This window comes from Mesorhizobium sp. Cs1321R2N1, assembly GCF_037179725.1.
GTDB lineage: Bacteria > Pseudomonadota > Alphaproteobacteria > Rhizobiales > Rhizobiaceae > Mesorhizobium > Mesorhizobium salmacidum.
Genome location: NZ_JAPYKP010000089.1, coordinates 1 through 23,424, shown reverse-complemented (window position 1 = coordinate 23,424; position 23,424 = coordinate 1). Strand labels below are relative to the sequence as shown.

At 63.3% G+C, this 23,424-nt stretch carries 24 protein-coding genes and 1 pseudogene; 12 read left to right on the top strand and 13 right to left on the bottom strand.

The features are described from left to right. Positions 1 to 146: 146 nt before the first annotated feature. Positions 147 to 1,019 carry a S1C family serine protease gene (locus O7A61_RS20910; RefSeq protein WP_337131419.1) on the bottom strand — a complete coding sequence of 291 codons (873 nt, stop codon included), beginning with the start codon at positions 1,017 to 1,019 and terminating at the stop codon, positions 147 to 149. Between the two features lie 226 nt (positions 1,020 to 1,245). Between O7A61_RS20910 and O7A61_RS20905 the strand changes: the two genes are divergently transcribed. After that, on the top strand, positions 1,246 to 2,196 hold the full coding sequence (locus O7A61_RS20905; RefSeq protein WP_337131418.1) for a S1C family serine protease: 951 nt from the start codon (positions 1,246 to 1,248) through the stop codon (positions 2,194 to 2,196). Here the strand turns inward: O7A61_RS20905 and O7A61_RS20900 are convergent. Next, on the bottom strand, positions 2,156 to 2,629 hold the full coding sequence (locus O7A61_RS20900; protein WP_337131417.1) for a VOC family protein: 474 nt from the start codon (positions 2,627 to 2,629) through the stop codon (positions 2,156 to 2,158). The two genes, O7A61_RS20905 and O7A61_RS20900, sit on opposite strands and share 41 nt — an antisense overlap. A gap of 66 nt (positions 2,630 to 2,695) precedes the next feature. Between O7A61_RS20900 and O7A61_RS20895 the strand changes: the two genes are divergently transcribed. Beyond that, positions 2,696 to 3,289: a TetR/AcrR family transcriptional regulator gene (locus O7A61_RS20895; protein WP_337131416.1), complete on the top strand. Its 594-nt coding sequence runs from the start codon at positions 2,696 to 2,698 to the stop codon at positions 3,287 to 3,289. 30 nt (positions 3,290 to 3,319) lie between these two features. Here O7A61_RS20895 and fabF read toward each other — a convergent pair whose 3' ends face one another. Both fabF and O7A61_RS20885 read right to left on the bottom strand, forming a co-directional pair. Then, positions 3,320 to 4,591, bottom strand: coding sequence for a beta-ketoacyl-ACP synthase II (fabF, locus tag O7A61_RS20890; protein ID WP_337131414.1), 1,272 nt, complete (start codon positions 4,589 to 4,591; stop codon positions 3,320 to 3,322). A gap of 72 nt (positions 4,592 to 4,663) precedes the next feature. Beyond that, positions 4,664 to 5,239, bottom strand: coding sequence for a TetR/AcrR family transcriptional regulator (locus tag O7A61_RS20885; protein WP_337131420.1), 576 nt, complete (start codon positions 5,237 to 5,239; stop codon positions 4,664 to 4,666). An 84-nt stretch (positions 5,240 to 5,323) separates the two neighbouring features. Here O7A61_RS20885 and O7A61_RS20880 point away from each other — a divergent pair, with 84 nt between their 5' ends. The 4 genes from O7A61_RS20880 (at position 5,324) to O7A61_RS20865 (ending at position 10,526) form a co-directional block, all read left to right on the top strand. After that, positions 5,324 to 6,436, top strand: coding sequence for an efflux RND transporter periplasmic adaptor subunit (locus tag O7A61_RS20880; protein WP_337131413.1), 1,113 nt, complete (start codon positions 5,324 to 5,326; stop codon positions 6,434 to 6,436). Then, on the top strand, positions 6,436 to 9,546 hold the full coding sequence (locus O7A61_RS20875; RefSeq protein WP_337131412.1) for an efflux RND transporter permease subunit: 3,111 nt from the start codon (positions 6,436 to 6,438) through the stop codon (positions 9,544 to 9,546). Before O7A61_RS20880 ends, O7A61_RS20875 begins: the two co-directional genes overlap by 1 nt. Before the next feature lie 144 nt (positions 9,547 to 9,690). Then, on the top strand, positions 9,691 to 10,302 hold the full coding sequence (locus O7A61_RS20870; RefSeq protein ID WP_337131411.1) for a TetR/AcrR family transcriptional regulator: 612 nt from the start codon (positions 9,691 to 9,693) through the stop codon (positions 10,300 to 10,302). Positions 10,303 to 10,427: 125 nt separating this feature from the next. Next, entirely contained in the window at positions 10,428 to 10,526 is a 99-nt protein-coding gene (locus O7A61_RS20865) for a putative RiPP precursor (RefSeq protein WP_198028830.1), read from the top strand. Between the two features lie 17 nt (positions 10,527 to 10,543). Here the strand turns inward: O7A61_RS20865 and O7A61_RS20860 are convergent, their stop codons facing one another. Continuing rightward, complete coding sequence (locus O7A61_RS20860) at positions 10,544 to 11,506, bottom strand: LysR family transcriptional regulator (RefSeq protein ID WP_337131410.1); 963 nt, start codon at positions 11,504 to 11,506, stop codon at positions 10,544 to 10,546. A 109-nt stretch (positions 11,507 to 11,615) separates the two neighbouring features. Here O7A61_RS20860 and O7A61_RS20855 point away from each other — a divergent pair, with 109 nt between their 5' ends. Beyond that, positions 11,616 to 12,248 (top strand): FMN-dependent NADH-azoreductase, encoded by a 633-nt coding sequence (locus tag O7A61_RS20855; protein WP_140505161.1) that lies wholly within the window; start codon positions 11,616 to 11,618, stop codon positions 12,246 to 12,248. A 54-nt stretch (positions 12,249 to 12,302) separates the two neighbouring features. Here the strand turns inward: O7A61_RS20855 and O7A61_RS20850 are convergent, their stop codons facing one another. Together O7A61_RS20850 and O7A61_RS20845 are read right to left on the bottom strand one after the other, a co-directional pair. Further along, positions 12,303 to 12,602 (bottom strand): AzlD family protein, encoded by a 300-nt coding sequence (locus tag O7A61_RS20850; RefSeq protein WP_337131409.1) that lies wholly within the window; start codon positions 12,600 to 12,602, stop codon positions 12,303 to 12,305. Next, positions 12,599 to 13,333, bottom strand: a complete 735-nt coding sequence (locus O7A61_RS20845) for an AzlC family ABC transporter permease (RefSeq protein WP_337131408.1) — start codon at positions 13,331 to 13,333, stop codon at positions 12,599 to 12,601. Before O7A61_RS20845 ends, O7A61_RS20850 begins: the two co-directional genes overlap by 4 nt. Positions 13,334 to 13,504: 171 nt before the next feature. Here O7A61_RS20845 and O7A61_RS20840 point away from each other — a divergent pair, with 171 nt between their 5' ends. Continuing rightward, on the top strand, positions 13,505 to 13,963 hold the full coding sequence (locus O7A61_RS20840; protein WP_027145778.1) for an Lrp/AsnC family transcriptional regulator: 459 nt from the start codon (positions 13,505 to 13,507) through the stop codon (positions 13,961 to 13,963). 171 nt (positions 13,964 to 14,134) lie between these two features. Further along, positions 14,135 to 15,337, top strand: a complete 1,203-nt coding sequence (locus O7A61_RS20835; protein WP_337131407.1) for an MFS transporter — start codon at positions 14,135 to 14,137, stop codon at positions 15,335 to 15,337. Between the two features lie 139 nt (positions 15,338 to 15,476). On the opposite strand, the gene O7A61_RS20830 is transcribed toward O7A61_RS20835, so the two are convergent. Continuing rightward, on the bottom strand, positions 15,477 to 17,570 hold the full coding sequence (locus O7A61_RS20830; protein ID WP_245262315.1) for a putative bifunctional diguanylate cyclase/phosphodiesterase: 2,094 nt from the start codon (positions 17,568 to 17,570) through the stop codon (positions 15,477 to 15,479). Positions 17,571 to 17,769: 199 nt separating this feature from the next. Here O7A61_RS20830 and O7A61_RS20825 point away from each other — a divergent pair, with 199 nt between their 5' ends. Then, positions 17,770 to 18,804, top strand: a complete 1,035-nt coding sequence (locus O7A61_RS20825; protein ID WP_337131406.1) for a class I SAM-dependent methyltransferase — start codon at positions 17,770 to 17,772, stop codon at positions 18,802 to 18,804. 109 nt (positions 18,805 to 18,913) lie between these two features. Here O7A61_RS20825 and O7A61_RS20820 read toward each other — a convergent pair whose 3' ends face one another. Both O7A61_RS20820 and O7A61_RS20815 read right to left on the bottom strand, forming a co-directional pair. Continuing rightward, complete coding sequence (locus O7A61_RS20820; protein ID WP_027145774.1) at positions 18,914 to 19,207, bottom strand: HlyU family transcriptional regulator; 294 nt, start codon at positions 19,205 to 19,207, stop codon at positions 18,914 to 18,916. 44 nt (positions 19,208 to 19,251) lie between these two features. Continuing rightward, on the bottom strand, positions 19,252 to 19,893 hold the full coding sequence (locus tag O7A61_RS20815; protein ID WP_337131405.1) for a TetR/AcrR family transcriptional regulator: 642 nt from the start codon (positions 19,891 to 19,893) through the stop codon (positions 19,252 to 19,254). Positions 19,894 to 20,070: 177 nt separating this feature from the next. Between O7A61_RS20815 and O7A61_RS20810 the strand changes: the two genes are divergently transcribed. Both O7A61_RS20810 and O7A61_RS20805 read left to right on the top strand, forming a co-directional pair. Next, entirely contained in the window at positions 20,071 to 20,748 is a 678-nt protein-coding gene (locus O7A61_RS20810; RefSeq protein WP_337131404.1) for a PspA/IM30 family protein, read from the top strand. A gap of 64 nt (positions 20,749 to 20,812) precedes the next feature. Beyond that, positions 20,813 to 21,073, top strand: a complete 261-nt coding sequence (locus O7A61_RS20805; protein ID WP_027145771.1) for a YiaA/YiaB family inner membrane protein — start codon at positions 20,813 to 20,815, stop codon at positions 21,071 to 21,073. Positions 21,074 to 21,162: 89 nt separating this feature from the next. On the opposite strand, the gene O7A61_RS20800 is transcribed toward O7A61_RS20805, so the two are convergent. The 3 genes and pseudogenes from O7A61_RS20800 to O7A61_RS20790 all read right to left on the bottom strand — a co-directional run. Then, positions 21,163 to 21,855 carry a PadR family transcriptional regulator gene (locus O7A61_RS20800; protein ID WP_337131403.1) on the bottom strand — a complete coding sequence of 231 codons (693 nt, stop codon included), beginning with the start codon at positions 21,853 to 21,855 and terminating at the stop codon, positions 21,163 to 21,165. Between the two features lie 155 nt (positions 21,856 to 22,010). After that, positions 22,011 to 22,391 (bottom strand): thiol-disulfide oxidoreductase DCC family protein, encoded by a 381-nt coding sequence (locus tag O7A61_RS20795; protein WP_337131402.1) that lies wholly within the window; start codon positions 22,389 to 22,391, stop codon positions 22,011 to 22,013. A 3-nt stretch (positions 22,392 to 22,394) separates the two neighbouring features. Next, a pseudogene (locus O7A61_RS20790) lies at positions 22,395 to 23,296 on the bottom strand (DMT family transporter); the annotation flags it as partial. Positions 23,297 to 23,424: the final 128 nt, after the last annotated feature.

Below are 23,424 nucleotides of genomic sequence, written 5' to 3'. Positions count from 1 at the left end.
CGGCAACAGGTCGTCGCTGGCGGCAAGCGAGGCGGCCAGGCGCTCGGCGCGCCCGGCATCGCCAAGCGCAATCAGCACCAGCAGCCGCCGCGAAGCCGCACTGTCGGTCCCGATCCGGTCGCTGGCGAGTGTTTCCATCATTCCTCTCAGCTCAGCGGCTTTTCGCCGATGGTCAGCACGACGTCTCGCTGTTCGCCGCCCCGCACGACACCCAACGTCACCGAAGCACCGGCACTGTCAGGCCCGAGCCGGCGGATCAGGTCGCGCGGACCATGCACGGCCTCGCCGTTCCACGCCACGATGATGTCGCCGAGCGAGAGGCCGGCGGCCTTGGCCGGGCCATTGTCGTCGAGGCTCATGACCATTGCGCCATGCGCGTCGCGATCACGCACCGGATGCAGGCCGGCGCCGAGATAGCCGCGTGCGACATGACCCTTTTCGCGCAGCGTCGCCACCGCGCGTTCGATCGTCTCGTGGGGCATGACCAGCGCACGGCCGCGCGGCCCGAACAACAGCATGCCGATCAGCGCGCCCTTGGCGTCGAGCACCGGGCCGCCCTCGAAGCGGCCGCCGGCGCCGACGGCCAGGTTGATGCGCCGGTCGATGGTGCCGCCGCGCATCGAGCGCCAGGCCGGCCCGACTTCGCCGACCGAGCCGGACACGGCCAGTGCTGAACCCTGGCTGCTGCCGATGGCAATGGCGATGTTGCCCGGCCGAACGGCATCGGCCCTGGCAAGGACAGGCGCGGTCGCCGCATCGGCGGGCTTCAGCAGGGCGACGCCCGTCGAAGGATCGCGGCCGATGAGTTCGGCCTTCACCGTCGCGCCGGAGGCCAGCGTCAGCTCGATTTCCTCGCCGGCCTCGACGGCCTCCTCGGCGGTGACGAAATAGCCGTCGCGCCAATGGAAGGCGCTGGCCGTGCGGTGGTGATGGGTGGCGAAGCTCGCCGTCGCCGGCGCGGCTTCCGCTGCGAGATCGGCGATGGCGTCTGAAAACGCGCTCAAATTGAAGTCGCTCATAAGGGTCTCCTGGGTTTCTTGCATGTCCCAGATATCGCTCGACGGCGCGCTTGCGGGTACTCGCCTGACGGCTAGTTGCGGGTTTGACTGGCCATCTGGTCAGGTCGCGGCGGTTCGGGCCGCTCCGCACATATAGTGTGTGTCGCGCAAAAGTGCTCACCGGTTTTGGGACAACGACACGCATGCAAGAAACGCATCGTTGTGCCTGAAAACACGGAGCCCGCTCATGGCCCTCGCCGCCCCCAAAATCCAGTCCGATGACACCTTGCTCGACGCCTATTCCGAAACAGTAGCGGACGCTGTCGACCGCATCGGCCCGGCCGTCTGCCGCATCGAGCGCATCGGCGGCCCGGGCGGCCATGGGTCGGGCTTCGTCATCGCGCCGGATGGGCTGGTCGTAACCAATTTCCATGTCGTGGGTGACGCCAGAACGGTGCGTGTCTCGATGCCGGACGGCGCCTCCAGCGAGGGCCGCGTGCTTGGCCGCGACCCCGACACCGACATCGCCTTGGTGCGCGCCGATGGCAGCTTCGCCGATGTGGCGCCGCTCGGCGATTCCAAGCGGCTGCGGCGTGGCCAGATCGCGATTGCCATCGGCAATCCGCTGGGCTTCGAATGGACAGTTACCTCGGGCGTGGTCTCGGCGCTCGGCCGCTCGATGCGCGCCTCGACCGGCAGGCTGATCGACGACGTCATCCAGACCGACGCCGCGCTCAACCCCGGCAATTCCGGTGGGCCGCTAGTGTCGTCGGCGGGCGAAGTGATCGGCGTCAACACCGCCATGATCCACGGCGCGCAAGGCATTGCCTTCGCCGTCGCCTCCAACACCGCCAGGTTCGTCATTTCCGAGATCATCCGCTTCGGCCGCGTGCGCCGCGCCTTCATCGGCGTCTCCGCCGACGCCGTAAACCTGCCGCGCCGCGCGGCGCTGTTGTCGCAGGTGTCGACCAGCACGGCGGTACGCCTGCGCAGCGTCGAGAAGGACGGCCCGGCGGCCAAGGCAGGTCTCAAGGAAGGCGACATCATCGCCGCCATCGACGGGCGCCCGGTGACGGGCGTCGACGATCTCGTGCGCATGCTCGACGCCGAGCGCATCGGCCGCGAGACGCTGTGCACCGTGGTACGCCGCACCGGCGTCAGCGAGGTGGCGGTGACGCCGGTGGCAAGGGCTGGTTGAGCCCGCCGCTCACCCCCGCCGCGCCTTCGGCATACTGCGCCAGGAACTCCTCGCTGGGCGGGATCGGCTTGATGACGTCGATCAGCACGCCGTTGGGATCCTTGGTGATGAAGTGGCGCTGGCCGAAGGGCTCGTCGCGCAGCGTGCGCAGAATCGGCAAGCCGGCGGCGGTGATCCGTTCGTAGACTGCGTCAGGATCTCGGATCTCGAAATTGATCAGCAGCCCCGAGGTCCGCCCCCGCCCCTCCTCAGGGATCGTCTCGTGGTCGCCCTGGACGATGCCTAGGTTGACCCTGCGGTTGTCCACCGATTGGAGGTGCACGTACCAGTCGCTCGTAAACAGCGGCTGGAAGCCGAAATGCTCGACATAAAAGGCGGCCGTGCCGGCGACATCGCCGGTCATCAGCACCGGGTAGTAGCTCGTCGTCTTCATCTTTCCTTCTCCTGTCAATTAACATACAGTCTGCATGTAAATCGAATTAACATACAGGCTGCATGTATGCAACAGGAATCCGGGCGCCGCTCGAACCGCGACCGCACCGAGGCGACACGCGCCGACCTGATCGCGGCGGCGCGTAAACTGTTTACGGAAAAATCTTATGCCGAGACCGGCACGCCGGAGATCGTTGCCGCCGCAGGCGTGACGCGCGGCGCGCTCTATCACCACTTTGCCGACAAGCAGGCGCTTTTCGCCGCCGTGGTTGAACAGGAAGCGGCGGCTGTGGCGCGGGAGATCGACCGCGCCTCCCCGCCTTCGCTCAGCGCCCGCGATGCGCTGATTGCCGGTTCCGATGCCTATCTCATGGCCATGCGCGCGCCCGGTCGCACGCGGCTCTTGCTGCTCGACGGCCCGGCCGTGCTCGGCCGCACCGCCATGGACGCGATCGATAATCGCCATGGCAACCGCTCGCTGCGTGAAGGCCTTGTCGCCGCCATGCGGGCACGATCGATGACAAAGCTGCCGGCGGAGGCGCTGACGGCGCTGCTCGGTTCTGCTTTCGACCGCGCTGCGCTCGCCATCGAGGGGGGCGCATCAGCCGAGGACTACCGCGCCGTCCTGACGGCGCTGATAGACGGACTGTCCCGCGCCTGATGCAGGTCGCCCAAAGGTGGCCCACGCTACTCAACTGTCCGTCCAGCGCCGGAACAACGCACTGGCGTTTACGCCTCCAAAGCCGAAGCCATTGGAGATCGCGTAGTCCATCTCCCTTGGCCGGGCGTGGTTTGCGACGAAGTCGATCCCGTCGCCGGCCGGATCGGGGGCGCTCAAATTGAGGGTCGGCGGTGCGACCTGGTCCCTGAGCGCCAGGATCGTGAAGATCGCTGCAAGCCCACCGGCGGCTCCGAGCAGGTGCCCGGTCGCCGACTTCGTTCCGCTGACGGCGATGCTGAAATCCGCGCCAAAGACCCTTTTGATCGCCTCTATTTCCCCCGCATCGCCGACCGGCGTGGAGGTCGCATGCGCATTGAGGTGGCGGACCTCACGCGGCGATATACCGGCTTGGGTGATCGCGATCTCCATGGCCCGCCGCGCACCGTCGCCATCCTCGGGGCCGGAGGTGATGTGATAAGCGTCCGCCGTCGTGCCGTAGCCGACGAGCTCGGCGAGCGGCTTGGCGCCGCGCGCAAGCGCGTGGCTCAATGCCTCGATGACCAGGATTCCGGCTCCTTCGCCCATGACGAAGCCGTCACGCAGCATGTCGAAGGGACGGGAGGCCTGATCGGGACGGTGATTGAAGGAGGTCGAAAGGGAGCGTGCGGCGGCAAAACCGCCGAGGCTGACCGCATTCATGCAGGCTTCCGTTCCACCGCACACCGCGATGTCGGCTTCATTGGCGCGGATGAGACGCGCCGCATCGCCGATCGCCTGGATGCCGGCCGCGCACGCCGTCACCGGAGCGCCGAGCGGGCCTTTGAACCCATATCGGATCGAAATCTGTCCCGCCGCCATGTTCACCAGGAACGATGGCACCGTGAACGGCGAGAGACGCCGAACACCGCGCTGATCGACGGTTCGCACGGCTTCGGTTATCGCGGGAAATCCTCCGACACCCGAAGCGATGATCGTCGCGGTGCGGGCCCTGTCGTCGTCCGAGACCGGCTTCCACCTCGCCTGGGCCAGCGCCTCTTCCGCCGCTGCCAATGCGAAGAGAATGAAGCGGTCCGCCCTGCGCTGTTCCTTCGGAACCAGGACGGTGTCTGGATCGAAGCCGGCCTCGGGGTCCTCCTGCAAGGAGGGAACAATTCCGCCGACTTTCGCCGGCAGGTCTCCCACCATTTCATCCGGCAGGCTCCGAATGCCCGAGCGGCCGGCGAGGAGCCGCGACCAGGAAGTCGCCGCGTTGGCTCCGAGGGGGCTAACTGCTCCCATGCCTGTAATGACGATACGACGCATGTCTACTCCAGCTTCTGTTCGATCCGTTCGCGTGATGGTGCCGTGGAGACGTTCGATCGCGACCACGGGTCCCTACGAGGTCGCGATGCGCCTGGCTTCGTCGGCGGCGGCATCGAGAAAGTCCCGCGACATCTCTTCATCTCTAAGGATACGGGAGATCGTCACGGCACCCACCATGAGCGACAGCATCGCCATCGCCTTGCGCTGGGTCTTTGGACCTTCTGCCGCCGGCATCAATTCGTCGAGAACCTCAAGGTGAGCTGCGATCCCATCCTGGAAGGGGCCCCTCACTTCCTCGCTTTGACGCGCCGCGTCCGAACCAAGCGCCACGATCGGACAACCGTCGCTCTTCTCTTCGCGATGTCCATGCGAAAGGTAGAGCCCGATAACGGCTTCAAGGGGATCAGGGCTCCCGGCAGCAACAGCCGACCATCTGCGGGTTGCGTGCTCCATCGCTCGCCGCGATGCCTGCGCCGCCAAGTCCTCCTTGGATTCGAACTGCTTGTAGAAGGCGCCTTGGGTCAGCCCGGCACCTTTCATCAGATCCTTCAGCCCGATGCCGTCAAAGCCGTGCTCTCGAAATAGCCGGCTTGCCACATCGATCACGGTTTGCCGGTTCTGCTCAGCCTGACTGCGACTTACGCGCATCGTCATCTCCTTTTTTAGATTGCATTCGTAATCAATAGCAGATATAGAGTGTGAATGCAATCTATTTTACAGGAGGCGACGGGCATGAAAAAGAAACACGTTATTGGGCTGGGGAGCGTTTTGGTCGCGGGATTGGGTGTGGCGGCCTTCGTCACACTTTCCATTCGCACGCAGGCAGCTTCTGCAGCGGCCGACCCGAGGCAGGAACCACCGATCGTCAGACTGGTGACGGCGGTGCCGGTGCCCGGATCCGAGCGCGGCTTTACAGGCACCATTGCCGCGCGGGTGCAGAGCAATCTAGGCTTTCGCGTTCCCGGCAAGATCATCGAACGCCTGGTAAATGTCGGTGAACAGGTCAAGGCGGGCCAACCGCTGCTGCGGATCGATGATACCGATCTGGCTCTTGCGCTCACCGCCAAGCGCAACGCTGTCGCCGCGGCACGCGCTGTCCTGGTTCAGACCAGTGCGGACGAAAAGCGCTATGCCGTTCTGGTCAAGAAGGAATTGGCGGCAACCCCGCAGCGTTACGAGCAGGCGAAGGCAGCACTGGATACCGCGACGGCGCAGCTTGCCGCAGCGGAGGCGGAAGCGAAGGTCGCGGAAAACGAGGCGGCCTATTCCGTCCTGGACGCGAACGCCGATGGAACGGTTGTCGAAACGCTTGGCGAGCCGGGACAGGTTGTCACCGCCGGACAAACCGTGGTTCGGATCGCGAACGCCGGCCCCCGCGAGGCTGTGGTCGCGCTTCCCGAAACGATCCGGCCGGCGATCGGATCGGTAGCCGAGGCGGGCATGTATGGGGCCGATGGGCGGCATTTTAGGGCGCATCTCCGGCAGTTGTCGGACGCCGCCGATCCCCAGACCCGTACCTATGAGGCGCGTTATGTACTCGATGGTGAGGCGGCGGCAGCACCGCTTGGCGCGACCGTGACGATCCGGCTTGCAAGCCAGGCAAGTCAAACGGAAGTTCAGGTGCCGCTCGGAGCCGTGCTGGATGATGGTCAGAAGACCGGCGTCTGGAGCTTGGACGGCGCAACCTCGACCGTACACTTTCGGCCCGTCAAGCTTGTTCGTGTGACCAGCGAAACCGCCGTGATCTCCGGACTGAGTTCCAGCGATCAGATTGTTTCGCTCGGCGCTCATCTCCTGCAGGAGGGCGCTCGCGTCAGGACTGCCTCTGAAAACGGGAGCAATTGATGAGCCTCAATTTTTCCGCGATCGCCGTTCGCGAGCGCGCCGTCACCCTTTTCTTCATTATTCTGCTGGTCGCCGCCGGCGCCTACGCTTTCCTCATGCTTGGACGGGCGGAGGATCCCAACTTCACCATCAAGACCCTGACGGTCACGACGGTATGGCCGGGCGCGACCGCGCGCGAGATGCAGGACCTCGTCGCCGAACCGCTGGAGAAGCGACTTCAGGAGTTGACCTGGTACGACCGGGTGGAGACGACAACACGGCCAGGTTATGCCTATCTGACGGTCACGCTGAAGGACAGCACACCGCCATCCAGCGTTCAGGAGGAGTTCTATCAGGCCCGTAAGAAACTCGGGGATGAAGCCCGAAATCTGCCGCCCGGCGTGCTCGGCCCCTTCGTCAACGACGAATATTCCGATGTGAGTTTCGCTCTTTACGCCCTCAAGGCGAAGGGCTTGCCCATGCGGGAGCTCGCCAGGCAAGCCGAGACCATTCGCCAGGACCTTCTGCATGTGCCTGGCGTCAAGAAGATCAACATCCTCGGCGAGCGTCCCGAACAGATATTCGTCGAGTTTTCCTATGCTAAGCTCGCAACCCTAGGCGTGTCGGCGCAGGATATCGTCGCCGCCTTGCAGCGCCAGAACACCGTCACACCGGCGGGCTCGATCGACACAAAGGGGCCGCAGGTCTTCATCAGGGTCAACGGCGCTTATGACAGTGTCCAGACGATCGCCGACACGCCGATCGTCGCCGCGGGACGGACGTTGAAGCTCTCCGACATCGCCGAGGTCCGGCGCGGCTACGAGGATCCTGCCACTTACGTCATCCGTCACCAGGGCGAGCCGACCATCATGCTCGCGGCGGTGATGCAGGAGGGCTGGAATGGTCTTGAACTCGGCAAGGCACTGGAGGAGAGATCGGCGGCGATCGCACAAACGCTGCCTCTCGGGATGTCGCTGGCCAAGGTCAGCGACCAGGCCGTGAACATCGGCTCGTCGGTGAACGAGTTCATGCTCAAATTCGCGATGGCGCTCGGCGTGGTGCTGCTGATCGCCCTGATCAGCATGGGTTGGCGCGTCGGCATCGTCGTGGCGGCCGCCGTTCCTCTGACGCTTGCCGTCGTCTTCCTCATCATGCTGGAAACCGGCCGGTTCTTCGACCGCATCACGCTCGGCGCCCTTATCCTGGCGCTTGGCCTTCTCGTGGACGACGCCATCATCGCCATTGAGGTGATGGTGGTGAAAATGGAAGAGGGCATGGACCGCATCAAGGCGGCGGCCTATGCCTGGAGCCATACCGCGGCGCCGATGCTGTCGGGCACGCTCGTGACCATCGCCGGGTTCCTACCAGTGGGTTTCGCGCGCTCGACGGCCGGCGAATATGCCGGAAACATTTTCTGGGTCGTTGGCTTCGCCCTCATCGTCTCCTGGGTCGTCGCTGTGGTCTTCACCCCGTATATGGGCGTCAAGATGCTGCCCGCGATCAAACCGGTCGAAGGAGGTGTCCATGCCATATATGACACACCGAACTATCGGCGCCTTCGTCGGCTCATCACTGGCGCGGTGCGCCACAAGTTCGTGACCTGCGCTGCCGTCGGCATCGTCTTCGCGCTTTCGGTTGTCGGCATGGGCGGTCTCAAGCAGCAGTTCTTCCCGACGTCCGACCGTCCCGAAGTGCTGGTCGAGGTTCGCCTGCCGGAAGGCACCAGCATCGAGACGACGACCGCCACGGTCGAAAAGCTGGAACACTGGCTTGGCGGCCAACCCGAGGCCAAGATCGTGACGAGCTATGTCGGCCAGGGCGCCCCGCGCTTCTTCTTTGCCATGGCGCCGGAACTGCCTGATCCCGCCTTCGCAAAGATCGTCGTGCTGACACCGGACGCGGAAGCCCGCGAGGCCTTGAAGCACCGGCTCCGTGAAGCGGTTGCGACAGGGCTTGCCCCCGAAGCGAACATCCGCATTACGCAACTCGTGTTTGGACCCTACACGCCGTTCCCGGTCGAGTTCCGGGTCATGGGGCCTGATCCCGCGCAATTGTACGCCATCTCTGAGAAAGCCCTCGACGTCATGCGCGGCGTGCCGGACGTGCGGCAGGCCAGTCGCGACTGGGGCAATCGCACGCCGGTACTGCGCTTCATACCGGATCAGGATCGACTAAACCTCATCGGCCTGTCGCCGGCGGAGGTGGCCCAGCAGCTCCAGTTCCTCCTCACCGGCATCCCGGTCACGCAGGTCCGCGAAGACATCCGCAATGTCCCCATCGTGGCACGCAGCGCCGGCGGCGAGCGACTGGATCCATCGCGTCTGGCGGATTTCTCGCTGATGAGCCGGGACGGTCGCCAGATCCCGCTCGACCAGATCGGCCACTCGGAAATCCGTCTGGAAGAGCCGATCCTGAAGCGGCGTGATCGCACCCCGGTCATCACGATTCGCTCGGACATCAATGAGGCGACCCAGCCTCCAGAGGTTTCCAAGCAGATCATGGAGGCCCTTCAGCCGCTGATTAAATCCCTGCCTGCCGGCTATCGCATCGAAATGGGTGGATCGATCGAAGAGGCGGCCAAGGCCAACACCGCGCTGGGTAAGGTCTTCCCGGCCATGCTCGCCGCCATGCTGATCGTCATCATACTGCAGGTGCGATCGTTCTCGACGATGGCGATGGTCATGCTGACGGCACCCCTCGGCCTCGTTGGCGTCGTACCGATGTTGCTGGCCTTCAACCAGCCCTTCGGATTCAACGCCATTCTGGGCCTGATAGGACTGGCGGGCATCCTGATGCGCAACACGCTGATCCTGACCGAACAGATCAAGGAGAACCGTGCCGCCGGCCTTGACGACTATCACGCCGTCATCGAGGCCACGGTGCAACGCACGAGGCCGGTGATCCTGACCGCACTTGCCGCCGTGCTGGCTTTCATCCCCCTCACGCACTCCGTCTTCTGGGGATCGATGGCCTTCACGCTGATCGGCGGCACGGCGGCCGGCACGGTGCTGATCCTGCTGTTCCTCCCTGCGCTCTATGTCGCGTGGTTCCGGATCAAACCGACCACGGATGAACTCCATGAGGGTTCGACGGAGGAACCGGAAGTGCCGACAGCTATGGCGGCCGAGTAGGGCTCTGTTGTCGCGGGAGACGGTTCAAGTTCTTCCCCGTTGGCTCTGCCTGGACACATGCAGGGCCAACGGCACGAACTGGCCGGCTGGAGATGATCTTCCCCGCGAGTCCGGCAGGTTCGCTCATCAATTCTGGAGACATGCATGAATCGTCCGGTTCGAACACCTGATCCCGACGAGATGCGCGCGCGCATCCTGGAGGTTGCTGAGGAGCACTTTCGCCGCATCGGCTGCCACAAGACGTCGGTGGCCGACATCGCCTCCGGGCTTGGCATGAGCCCGGCGAACGTCTACCGCTTCTTCCCCTCCAGGGATGCAATCAACGAATCCATCTGCAGAAGGGTCTTGAATGAGTTTGCTGACATTGCCGTTGCGATCGCACGCACGAACCTACCGGCCTCGGTGAAACTCGACCGACTCTTGAACGCACTTCACCATCACAACAAGAAGAAGCTGATCAAGGAACGGTGCATGCACGACATGATTATCGCCGCCATGCAGGAGAACTGGGCGGTCATCAAGTCGCATCTCGAGCGGATGGTGACGATCTTCAAAGCGATCATTCGCGAGGGCGTCGAGGCGGGCGAATTCAAGGTCGAGGACCCGGCGGAAGCGGCGCGTGCGGTTAAGGCCGCATTCATGCCGTTCTTCCACCCGATTCTAATCGAGCACTGCGTTCGAAACAGCGAAGACACCGAAACGAGCCTGCGCGAGCAGATTCGCTTTATCCTGAAAGCTCTGGGAAAGTCTGACTGAGGCCGCTGGCTGGTGATCGTGTCACAGTCCGCGGCACGGAATGGCACGGCGACGCAACCGGAACTCTCCAATCTCGTTATGTCAGGGCTCACTCCCGCCTCGAGGCTCACATTCGGGACCAACACATGAAAAAGACCTATGAAAAACCGACGCTACGCAAGCACGGGAAATTGACCGCCCGCACCGCGCAGATCGTGGTTTCCGGGGTGACGATAATCCAGTGATTTCTCGGATGCCCGGGTCAGATGCCGGAGCCGGACACGCCATGGGTCTCCGGCTCCTCTTCGGGCACCTCGCCCGGCTCGAACTCGTTGAAGCAGCCGAGCCCGCGCTTGAACCGGTCGATCAACCAGGCGGCTGCCGGCTTCGGGCTGCGATCGTTGCGGTGCATGGCGAACAATGGCGAACTCACCTCCTTGTAGGGTTCGAGATCAAGCTCCACCAGGCGGCCGCTGGCCAGATCGTCGGCGATCAACCAGCGCGGCAGGCCACCCCAGCCCAGCCCCTCGCGCATCAGTATGTGCTTGGTGCGCACGTCGGTCAGCCGCCAGGTGCGGTAGGCGAAGACGCCGTAATCACGTCCCTTGGTGCGCTCCGACTGGTCGGTGACGACAAGTTGGGTGTGCTCGCGCACATCCTCGAGCGCCACCGGCTTCGGCAGCTGTGCCAGCGGATGGCTGGGTGCGGCCGCCGGCACCAGCGACATGAAGCCGATGCGCACGAGGTGCACGTCGACATCGCCCAGCAAGCCGCCAATGCCCAGATCGGCCTGTCCGTTGACGACGAGATCGGGAATGAGGCCGAGCGTGCCGATATGCAGGCGCAGCATCACGGTCGGAAACCGCGCCTCGAACGCCTTGAGCACCCGCACCAGCACCGGAGACGGCAACGTCGAATCGACCGACAGCGCCACCTCGGCCTCCAGCCCGTGATGGTGGCCGTCGGCGCGCGAGCGGATGCGCTGCAGCACGCCCACCATGCGCCGCGCATCCTCCAGCATTGCCCGGCCGATCTCGGTCAGTTGCGGCTCGCGCGTGCCCTCGCGCTCGAACAGCTTCAGCCCGAGCTGCGCCTCGAGATTGGCGATGCCATAACTGATGACGGATTGTGCCCGGTTGAGCTTGCGGCCGGCGGCCGAGAAACTGCCGGTGTCGGCAACGGCGACAAGGATCTGGAGCTGGTCGAGGGTCGGGTTCGGCTGCATCGTTGTGTATCTACTTTATAGATGGATCGTATAGAAAATATGCCAGTTTATCGGATGGATCGATAGCCCATATATGTCGGGACAATTCATTCAACTGGAGAGACCCGCCATGTCCATTCTTCTTGTTACCTCGAGCCCCCGCGGCGCTGCCTCGCACTCGACCCGCATTGCAACTGAATTCGCTCAGAAGCTTCTCGCCGCCGACCCATCGAACACCCTGGTCGTGCGCGATCTCGTCGCCAACCCGCTGCCGCACATCGATGCCGACTATGCGACCGGCATCTACACGCCGGCCGATGCCCGTACCCCGCGCCAGGCCGAAGTGGTGGGCGTTTCGGACGCGGTGCTGGACGAACTGTTTGCTGCCGACACGGTGATCCTCGCCACCGGCTTCATCAACTTCAACATCTCCTCGACACTGAAGTCCTGGGTCGACCACATCGCCCGCTCCGGCCGGAGCTTTGCCTATGGCGAGAATGGCCCCAAGGGCCTCGTCACCGGCAAGAAGGTCTATATCGTGCTGGCTTCGGGCGGCATCTATTCCGAGGGCGCGGCCGTGCAGTTCGATCACGCCATTCCGTATCTGCGCGGCGTGCTCGGCTTCCTCGGCATGACCGATGTCGATGTCATCCGCATCGAAGGCGTTGGCATGGGCCCGGACGCGGTCACTGCCGCGCTCGCCAAGGCGACCGCCAAGGTCGACGCCGTGGTGGCCAGCCAGCAGGCTGCTGCTGCCGCGTAAGGCTCTCGATCATCTGAACTCGAAAGGCAGGCGTTCGCGCCTCGCCTTTTCGCTTCAGCCGATCAGATGCCGCAAGAGGCCGGCCGAAGCGACCCCGATCAGCACGGTCGGCAGCATGGAAAGCCGCGTTGCCGCCGCCAGCGTGATGGCCAATGCCGCAAGATCAGCCGGATTCCGCGACACGAAGGCCGGCGCGATGACAGAGATCAGCACGCAGCCGGGCGCTGCTTCCATCACCGCCGTGGCGCGGGTGCTGAGCACGCGGTTGCGCAGCACGACATAGCCGCCGATCCGCGTCAGATAGGTGACGCCGGCCATCAGCACGATGGTGAGAAGGGTTGTCATGTCGATCATGCATCACCTGCCAGCAACCAGGCCGCGACCAGCCCCGACACAGCACCCGCCGCGACATACCAGGCGCCGGGAACGAAGAGATAGACAAGCGCGGCGACTGCCAGGCTGACGAGCCACGGTCGCGCGGCGGCAAAGCCTTTCCACATGCCGCGCATCAGCACCAGGAAGACGGCCGGAAACGCCAGGTCGAAACCATAGGTCTCGACATCGCCCAGCATCGGGCCGAGCAAGGCGCCGAGCGTCGTGAAGGCTACCCAGGTGAGATACATCGCCAGCGCCGCGCCCATATAATAACGCGGGCTGAAGGCCGGGCCGATGCCTGCGGCGGCACGCTGTTTGGCATCGGCCAGGCCAAGTGCCCAGCTTTCGTCGCACATGAAGAACAGTGCCGGGAAAACCTTGCGCCGCGGTAGCTCGCGCAGGAACGGCGCGAGCGCCGCCCCCATCAGCAGATGACGGCTGTTGACCAGGAAGGTGATGGCGACAATGAGCAGGATGTGCGGCGGCGACGTCCACAACTGGATCGCCGCGAATTCCGAACCGCCGGCGAAATTCAGGCCGGTCATCATGGACAACTCGACCGTGCTCAGCCCCTTCTGCGTGGCCTGGGCGCCAAGCACCAGCGCGTAGGGAATGGTGCCGAGCAGCACCGGCGCGCAGGACATCACACCACGGCGGAACTCGGATTCCGAACCATTGCCGGCTGCTTCGACTGCCTGTGAAATGCTCATGGTCTGCCATAGGCCGGCCTCGCAGCCGCCCTGCCCTGCGTTTGGAAATTTCGTGATGTCAGGGGCGAAACATACCTACACCTCCCCGCAATTTGGTTGCGAAGATTGTTGTCTTTCGCCAAATTTTGGCATTGAATGTCACATATGCGCAGGAAAATGGAATTCAACGCCGTGAAGCTCGACGACATCGACAAGCGCATCCTGCGGGCACTGCAGCGCGACGGCCGCATGGCCAACAATGATCTGGCCAATGAGGTCGGCCTGTCGCCCTCGCCTTGCCTGCGGCGCGTCAAGCTCCTGGAGGAAGCCGGCGTCATCGACCGCTATGTCGCCGTGCTCAATCCGGCCAGCATCGACAAGGGCCTCACCTTCTTCACCCGGATCTGGCTGAAGACGCAGGACGAGGACACGATCGAGCACTTCGCCACCGAGGTGGCCAAGCTGCCGCAAGTGATGGAATGCTATCTCATGCTGGGCGACTGCGACGCCCTGGTGCGCGTGGTGGCGGCTGATGTCAACGACTATCGCCGTTTCCAGTCGGAGCATCTGAGCCGCATCAAAGGCGTGCAGAACGTCAAGACCGACGTTCCCAGCTGGACGATCAAGTACACATCGGAACTGCCGATCTGAGCCTTTGAAATATCTCCCAGCGCATTTGACGAGGCGCAGGCCATCCCCTGGACCTATGAAAATTTCCATCTGGAATGTCGATCCGAGCACGCCTTGAACGTCCTTGGGACGCAACCGGAATTGCCGGGCGGCGTCGAAAGATCGATCCTGTTCCCGGCTGGGAGAAGAAACATGAACCATTCCTACCGTTGGGTCATCGTCGCGGCTGGCGCGCTGATGTCCTGTGTCGCCATCGGCACGATGTTTTCGCTGGCGATTTTCCTTGAACCCATGGCGATCGACACCCACTGGTCGCGCGCGGGCATTTCGAGCGCCATGACGCTCAACTTCCTGGTGATGGGCCTCGGCGGCTTCGCCTGGGGCGCCCTGTCCGACCGGTTCGGCGCCCGCATCGTCGTCACGATCGGCGCCGTGCTGCTCGGGCTGGCGCTGGTGCTGGCAAGCCGCGCCGGTTCGCTTCTCAACTTCCAGATCACTTATGGCGTGCTCGTCGGGCTCGCGGCCAGCGCCTTCTTCGCGCCGATGATCGCGCTGACATCAGGCTGGTTCGACACCAATCGCGGGCTGGCGGTATCGCTGGTCTCGGCCGGCATGGGCGTGGCGCCGATGACGATCTCGCCTTTCGCGCGCTGGCTGATCTCGGCCTATGAATGGCGCGCCGCCATGTTCGACATCGGCCTCCTGGCCTGGGTGCTCCTGTTGCCCGCCGTCCTTCTGGTGCGCCAGCCGCCGAAACCCGCCGCCTCCGGTGCGGCTGCGGCACCAGTCGCCGAAGGCGCCGGCCTGACGGTCGGGCAGGCGCTGCGCTCGCCGCAATTCATCGTGCTGGGGCTAACCTTCTTCGCCTGTTGCGCAGCCCATTCCGGCCCGATCTTCCACATGGTCAGCTACGCCATGCTGTGCGGCGTCGCCCCGATGGCCGCGGTCTCGATCTACAGTGTCGAGGGTCTGGCTGGCCTCGGCGGCCGGCTGCTCTACGGCGTGCTGGCCGACAGGCTGGGCGTCAAGCCGGTGCTGATCGCGGGGCTGGCGATCCAGGCGATCGTCATTGCCGCCTATCTCTCGATCAGCCAGCTCGACCAGTTCTATATGCTGGCCGTCATCTTCGGCGCCACCTATGGCGGCGTCATGCCGCTCTACGCCGTGCTGGCGCGCGAATATTTCGGCCAGCGCATTCTCGGCACCGTGTTCGGCGCCGCCACCATGCTCTCCAGCCTCGGCATGGCGCTGGGGCCGCTTGCCGGCGGCATGATCTTCGACGCCTATGCCAGCTACCATTGGCTGTTCATCGGCTCGGCTCTTATCGGCTTGGGTGCCGCGGGCATAGCCATCGCCTTCCCGCCGCTGCCACGCACGGTGTTGCAGACGGCATAATGCATGTCGCCCGGAAGTGTCCTCGGTTCCGGGATAACGACCTGCATAAAATCAGGAGACACGGCCGGACGGCAATCGTGGCCAGATAACAAATGGGCTTGACGGGCCATGGCCGGTCAAGCCACCGCCTGCTTCGGCGTCACGCCGACTTGAGAACCGTGAACGGCCGCTTCTGAATGGCCCGTTTGGTCTGGAAATTCGCGGCTGGAGCCGGGCGGCCGACATGAAAGCCCTGGACTTTGTCGATGCCAAACTGGCGCATGAGGAGCATCTGCTCTTCGGTCTCCACCCCTTCGACCAGGATTTTGTGGCCGCGATTTCTGACCAGCGCGATGATATCCTGCAGCATCGCCATGCCCTTGGGGGTGCCGCAGTCGTGGAGAAACGAACGGTCGATCTTGACCGTATCGAAATCGATGAGACGAAGCCATGAAAGGCCGGCGAAGCCCGTCCCGAAATCATCGAGCCATATTCTGATTCCGAGCAGCTTCAGATCGCTTATGCAGCGCAGGATGTCGGAGTGCATCTCCATCTCCAGTCCCTCGGTGATCTCGAAGGCCAGCCGGTTGCCGGTCACGCCGGTCTCGCCCAGAATGGTCGCGACCGATGTCGCGAAGCCGGGCGTCTTGAGCTGGATCGGCGAGACGTTGACGCTGACGACGCGCACGTGATCCTGCGCCAGGAGTTCGGCGCACACGGTCCTTATTGCCCAACGCCCGAGCTCGAGGATGGCGCCGGTTCGCTCCGCGACGGGAATGAACAGGCTCGGCGGAACCAGGGTCCCGTCGAGCATCTTGAGACGCATCAGCGCCTCCACAGCCTCGACCCGGCCCGACGCGACGTCCTGGATGGGCTGATAGACAAGCGAAACGAGATCCTGGCCGATCGCGATCTTCAGCAAAGCCGCGAGGTTCTCGCTCTCGTCGCTGCTCTGGGGATCGGTCGGATCGAACAGCCGGACACAGTTTCGGCCGCCGGCTTTTGCCAGATAGAGCGCCCGATCGGCCTCGTGGATGATCTTCTCCAGCTTGGCGGCGGTCTGCTTCCTGGTGAATGCCGCGCCGACGCTCGCCGTCACGATCGCGATGCCATCCCGCCGCAACTCGTGCGCGATCGCCAGGTTCTCGACCGTACGGCAAATGGCTTCGGCGAGATCCGCGACCTGGTCTTTTCTGCCCATGCGAGCCAGGACGATGAATTCCTCCCCGCCATAGCGGCCGATGGAGCCGTCATATTGCTTGATCAGGTCGCTGAGCGCCTCGGCGACCTGGATCAGGCAACGGTCACCCTCCTGATGGCCATAGCAATCGTTGAACTTCTTGAAGAAGTCGACGTCGATGAGGATCGCCGCAAAACCATGGCCAAGCTTTTGCCAGTCATTCCAGTAGTCGCGCAGTTTCTCGTCGATGGCGCGCCGGTTCTCCAGGCCTGTAAGCGGATCCGTCCGCGACAGCCTGAGCAGGGCCTTGCCGCGCTCGGTGGCCTCATTGTGCTGGATCTTGGCTTCCAGCGCGTTGAGGAAGACGTTGTAGCGCTCTTCGTTCAACTTCCAGTTCACATAGGATGTGAACGTGAAGCACGAAACGTAGAAAGTGCCAAATACCATCTTGTATGCCAGCGACGCGGGTAGAAAGTAGTTCACCACATACAAGATGCACAAAATTATAGTCGACGTTATGATCGACACTTTGAACCGGAACGTGAAGAAGAGATTGGCACTCATCATGAAAATGGTGCCGAAGACCATATAATAAGCGACGGTTTCCTTGTTCGCCCCCATGGAGGCGGGGTAAAGCCAGCCGATATAGCCGAAGATGATGGCCGCGGCGCAGGTTACGTCAAGCCAGTCCGTGGCGGCTCCCCGGCGAAGCTGTGCTTCCAGGACCAACAGTGCGGTCAGTCCGACAGCGAAGCGGGCCGTGATCGTAAGGGCGGCCACATCCGGTATCAGCAGCAGATCCGATACCGAAAACAAGACATAGATGACGACGGCGATCCAAAGGCCTGGCCTGGCTTCCTTCCTTCGTTTCGCCTGGGCTTCCGTGCGGTAAAGGATGCGAAGTTCAGCCGCCCCCAGCTCCTGGCGGGGATCGTGCGGTTCCGAATCGACCGCATCGGCCACTCTGGATGACGCGCGTTCGTTCACGACGAATCCCGGCTGAAGGGCATCTCGCGTTCCGAATTCTTTTGCAGCTTCTGCCCCCAACGCAGACCGACTCCTTGGGCGCGACATCTCTTGCCGCGCGATCAAATGCAATGACGCAGGACAAGTTTCCGTTAACTCGAACCCGGAATCCCCTCCTTAAAAACCCCAAAGAATTGACATGGTTAGCAGGAAATTAATCATACCGATAAAATGCCCGCGACCCGACATTGGCAATTCGAATATTCTAAGCAATAAGTTAACTGACTGTTAACTATGGAGTCTTGGTGTGCAAACTGTCTTTGATGGCCAGAGTCTGATTACTGCGGAGGCAATTGCCAGTGGTCTCCGTCGAGGAAAGCCCGAGCATCATGGCGAAGCGTTCGAAACCGCTCGCGCGGAGCTGGCGCTCATCCTCCACGCGACACAGCAACAGGTCGAGCAGCAAAAATTTCCCGCCGAGATCGTTCGCCGGCTGCTGTCGCTTCTCAACGCGTTGCGTGCCAAGGTTCATCCCGACGTGTGGCAAGCCTTGATACCGGTGGCTCAGAACCACCCGATCCAGAAGTACTTTCTCGAGGATCCGCTGACGCATTGGTCCTTCACCAAGCCTAGGGGTTATTCCGGCGACGCGCAGTTGCTCGACTACATCTATTGTGACCCGCACGTGGCCGAGAGCGTGGCGAACGCCTCGGAGATCGGCAAGGCGCTTTACAGCCATACCCAGAACGTCCCGTCATGCGTCGCGGCACGGGAGCGCCGCGATCTGCTGACCCGCTATGTCGATGAGACCGCGGCCAAGAATGGACCGGGAACCGAAGTCCTGGCTATCGCGGCCGGCCATCTGCGCGAAGCGAACCGTTCGGCCGCATTGGCCGAGCGCGGCCTCAAGCGCTGGGTCGCGCTCGACCAGGATCCCCAGAGCGTCGGACTGATCGCGCGCGATTTCCAAGGCACCGCGGTCGAGGCCATCGACGGCTCGGTACGGACCGTGCTCACCAGGGGCCACAAGCTTGGCAAGTTCGATCTCATCTATGCCTCCGGGCTTTACGACTACCTTCAGCACAACGTCGCCGTGAAGCTCGCCAAGACCTGTCTGCAGATGCTGAAGCCGAACGGGACATTCCTGTTTGCGAACTACGCCGAGGGCACTCCTGACGCCGGCTACCGGGAAACGTTCATGGACTGGGTGCTGCTGCTGCGGTCGGAAGTCGACATGTGGAACATCATCAATGCCAGCGTCGACCGCAACACCGTGGAGGCGCAAGTGTACTTCGGCGAGAATCGCAACGTGCTCTACGGCGTCATCCAAAAGCGCGGCTAATACCCACCTGGATGGCACGCCGGCCAAGAACCTCGAGCGCTTCACGGAGTGCTCGAGGGTGTAAGCCCCCCTCACGCGCGATCCACGCTCTTTCGGAGACGGCTGGACCCTACCCGAAAATCCGATCACCCTGCTCGTCGACGAGCTGGATGCCTTTCTTGATCGAGATGTCGACGGCGTCGTCCAGTCCGGCGAAACGGTCGGCACGGATGAATTTGTGCTCCTTCACCACGCCATCGACCTCCTTGGAGACGACGCCGCAGGTCTGGTACTGGCCTTCGGTCTTGTAGGGCGTGGCGCTGATCGTAAAACCCTTGTGCTCGACCTGCTTGGCGGGCGCGGCACTTGCGGGCTCGGCCGCTTCGCCGCCACCGCCGCCGAAAAGACGTTTCAGAAAAGACATCGCTCAAATCTCCTTGCCGCCTGCGATCGCCGTCGGTATGCGATTCACGACGCTGTCGGCCCAGCATGCGCGAATGTGGCGCCGCGTTCCAGCCCCCTGATGAAGACGGCGACCAGGAGCTCGATCTGCCGGTCGATCTCGTCGGCCTGCCGGCTAACGGACCTGCCCGCATACCCGCTGGTGACGATGCCATGCACGCTTGACCAGAGGGTTCGCGCGGCGATCCGGCGCGTGTCCTCGTCGAGATCGAAGCCGCCATCGGCAAGGACGCTGGCGATGATCTCGAACAACTGATCGAGCCGTGCCTCGTAGACGTCGGGCTCGGTCAGCACCGGACGCCGCCTGTTGAAGGCCAGCAGCGCAGGCCAGCTGCCGGGATGCGCCTCGACGAAGCGAACATAGGCGCCGGCCAATGCCATCAGCCGTTGGCGCACGTCGGTGATGCCGCGCCTGCCAAGATCGGCCATCGCCGCAGCGCCCGCGACCCCCAGCCGGTCGAGCAGCCGCATGTTGACGGCGCGGTGCACACCGTCGAGATCGGAAAACAGATTATAGACCGAGCCGACCGAGATGCCCGCCTGTTCGGCGATGGTCCTGGCCTTCAGATTGTCCATGCCGCCTTCGTTGAGCAGCGTCTCGGCAATAGCCAGCACCCGCTCGCCGGTCTCTTCCTTGTCCAGCGCCATAGCAGTCCTTTTTGGATGCGCGTGCCTTCGACGGCACGCTTCGAACCCCCGATTTCCCTTCGTTTACCTTATTTCGGACATTATGAACAGCGTTCAAAATATTCTTGAACAACGTTCATTTCCTGCTAAGTTGAGTTCGTGAACATTGTTCACCGAAACTTCGAAGGGAGAAGAACCATGCTTAGCCTGATCAGAACATTGCTCGACGGCGCCAGCGCACGGGCCGAGGACGGCCTGAAGGATCGCTTCGCCATCGACCTTCTGGCGCAGCGCATCCGCGATGCCGAGGCGGGACTTGCCGCCGCCAAGCAGACGCTTGCCTCACTGATCGTGCGCCAGCGTGCCGAGCAAGCTGGCCTCGAGCATCTCGATCGCCGCCACGCCGACCTGGAGACACGCACCATCAGCGCGCTGGCCGCCGGCAACAGCGGGCTGGCCGAAAGCGGTGCCGCGGCCATAGCCGAACTGGAGAATGAACGCGAGGTCCGCCGCGCCACAGTGCAAAGCCTTGGCGAAAAGACCTTGCGGATGCGCGTTTCGGTGGAGCGGGCGCACCGCCGCATCATCGATCTCAACCAGGGCATGATCTCGGCCCGGGCCATCGATGCCGAGCGCAAGGCGCAGTCACGCCTCGTCAGGTCGATCGGTCATTCGGCGAGCCTCAGCGACGCCGAGGAGCTTTTGGCCCGCATCAAGGGAGCCAGCGATCCGTTCGAGGAAGCCGGCATTCTCGACGAAATCGACGGCGAGCTTCGTCATGACGCGATCCGCGACCGCCTTGCCGACGCCGGGCACGGCCCGGCGGTGAAGGTGCGCGCCAGGGACGTGCTCGAGCGCCTGAAGACCATCAACTGAAGATTTTTGGACCTCACGACGACCACATCAAACCCAACTTCGATCCAGTCAAAGGAACACGACAATGAACAGCAATCAGACCTACATCATGTTCAACACCGTCTCGGTCGGCGCCGCCTACTTCATGCTTGGCCTGTCCCTGTGGCTGGCGCCGGTCGACCTGTCGACCAAGGGCTACTGGGCCATGGGCATCCTGCTGCTCACCGGCAGCCTGGTGAACCTGGTCAAGTACCGCACCGACGAGCGCATCTCCGCCGAAACCACCGCCAAGATCGAGAAGGCGCGCAACGAAAAGCTGATCAGCGAATATGTCGGCAAGGAATGATGCCGGCACGGTCTGACGAGAAAGCCCGGGTCTCCCCGGGCTTTTCTGTTGGGCTTTCGCGCTTCAAGAGACGCGCGGACATCGTGAGATCAGCGGTGCGACAGCGCTTCCAGCGCTTCGGCGGCGGCTTCTAGAATGGCGATCGCCTCGGCCTGCTTTTCAGCTGGCGCATCGACGATGTCACCGAGTGCCGCGCGCAGCCGGTGGCGGATGGCACGGAATTCGTCACGCGTTTCCGAGCGCTCGCCACGACCGCTCCGGCCGCCGCGGCGGTCCTCGCCGTCATCGTTCCAGCCGAACCAGTCGCGCGCCTTGGCCATCTTGCGGCCGAAGCGCTCGAGATGATCGAGCACGCCGTCGATCATTTCGCGGTTGTCGGCCAGATGCGCCTGCCCGGCCTCGGTGATCGAGAACACCTTCTTGTTGCCTTCGCTCGTCGACACGGCATAACCGGCCTCTTCCAGGAAGGTCAGCGTCGGGTAGACCACGCCCGGGCTCGGGCTGTAGATGCCGCTGGTGCGCTCTTCCAGCGCCTTGATGATGTCGTAGCCGTGGCGCGGCGCCTCGGCCAGCAGCGACAGCGTGATCAGCTTGAGGTCACCGTCGGCGAGCATCCGTCCGGCGCGGAACATGTCGCCCGGGCCGCGGCCACCGCCCCTGCCGCCGAACGGACCGAAGCCGCCGCCCCCTCTGCCACCAAATTTGCCGCCAAACTTGCCGGCCATGTGCATGAACATGCGCTCGCCAAAATGATGATGATCGGAATGATTGTGTCTGTGCATTGATTGCTCCTTGAGTTCTATCTTACGATATATCTTAGTTAGGCGCGCAGTGCCGCCGAGTCAAGATATATCTTACGATGTATCTGGCCACGAGCCAAGCGACATCGTGGCTTCGAAGCGTCAGGCTCGGCAGGAATGGATGGAGTGCGAATGGACTACCAGCGGCCTTTGCGCCGATTCCAGATGTAGAGCAGGTCGGCGAAGCGATTATAGGCAAGGCGGGTCAGCGGCAGCATGAGCCGATTGCCGAACAGGCTTGCCAGCCAGCCCTCGCCCGGCGTCAACAGCCAGACCGCGATCGCCACATCGGCGCCGATCAGCAAATTGCCATCCGCATCGGTGGCGTGCAGCCGGCGGCGGATGTCCTCCAGCGAGACGCCGTGCGACGACAGCGCATCCGGCTCCAGGTTGATATCGCGGAACTCGACCCGACCGGCCTTGACCGCCGCGATCAGCCGCCCCTTTTGCCTACTGATGCCGGCATCGCAGACCGGACAGCGCGTGTTGTACCAGACGGTCAGCGCGGGGCCGGGCATCGGTCAGCCGTGATCGTGCCGATGATGCAGGTCGGGATAGTGCGGATGCTTGTGACGTAGCGGCGCATGCCGGTGCCAGTGCGAATGCGGCTCGCGGACCGGTCCGTCATGATGGTGCTGGTGATGCTCGTCATGAACATGGCTGTGCTCGTGCTCCAGCGCCTCATGGTCGTGCTCATGCTCATGGCGCTCGGACAGATGCAGCCACAGGCCAACCCCCATCAGCAGACCGGCTATCCCGAGCTTGAGCGTGACGGCATCGCCCAGCATCAGGATCGCCAGCAACGCGCCGATGAAGGGAGCAAGCGAATAGTAGGCTCCCGTGCGTGCCGAACCGAGGTGACGCAGCGCTAGGATGAACATGACGAGGCTGACGCCGATGCCGAAGAAACCGACGGCGGCCGTGGCCATCACCGTGATCGCGGCGGGAAATGCCGCGCCGGAGGCGAGCGCCAGCCCGACATTAGCTGCGCCCGCCACCAACCCCTTCAGCATTGCGATGGCCACCGGATCGGCCGCCGATATCTTGCGGGTGAAATTATTGTCCAGGCCCCATGCCAGGCAGGCCCCCGCGACAAGCAGCGCGCCTAGATTGAAGGCAATGCCTTGCCCCGCCCATGACAGCAGCACCGCGCCCGCCAGAATGGCGAAAGCACCGAAAAGCAGACGCCGGTCGACTTTTCGCGATAAACGAGCCACGCGATCGCCATTGTCGCCAGGCCTTCCAGATTGAGCAACAGGGCGGAACTGGACGCAGTGTTGAGAGTGAGGCCAAACATCAAGAGCACCGGTCCAACGATGCCGCCCATACCGATTGCCAGCGCCAGCCAAGGAATATCCCCGGCGGCAAGGCGCGCCTCTCCGTCGCCCGCTCCCCCGCCGCGCAAGAGCCGGTAGAGCGCTAGGTGTGAGCTTTCGGGAGGTTGTCCATTCGGACCGGACCGAGGAGACTGGAGTTACCAGGCTTCAGTACACATCGGAGGGTCCGAATGAACATCCACAAGAATGCCCGTCTGACGCCGCTGCGTCGAGA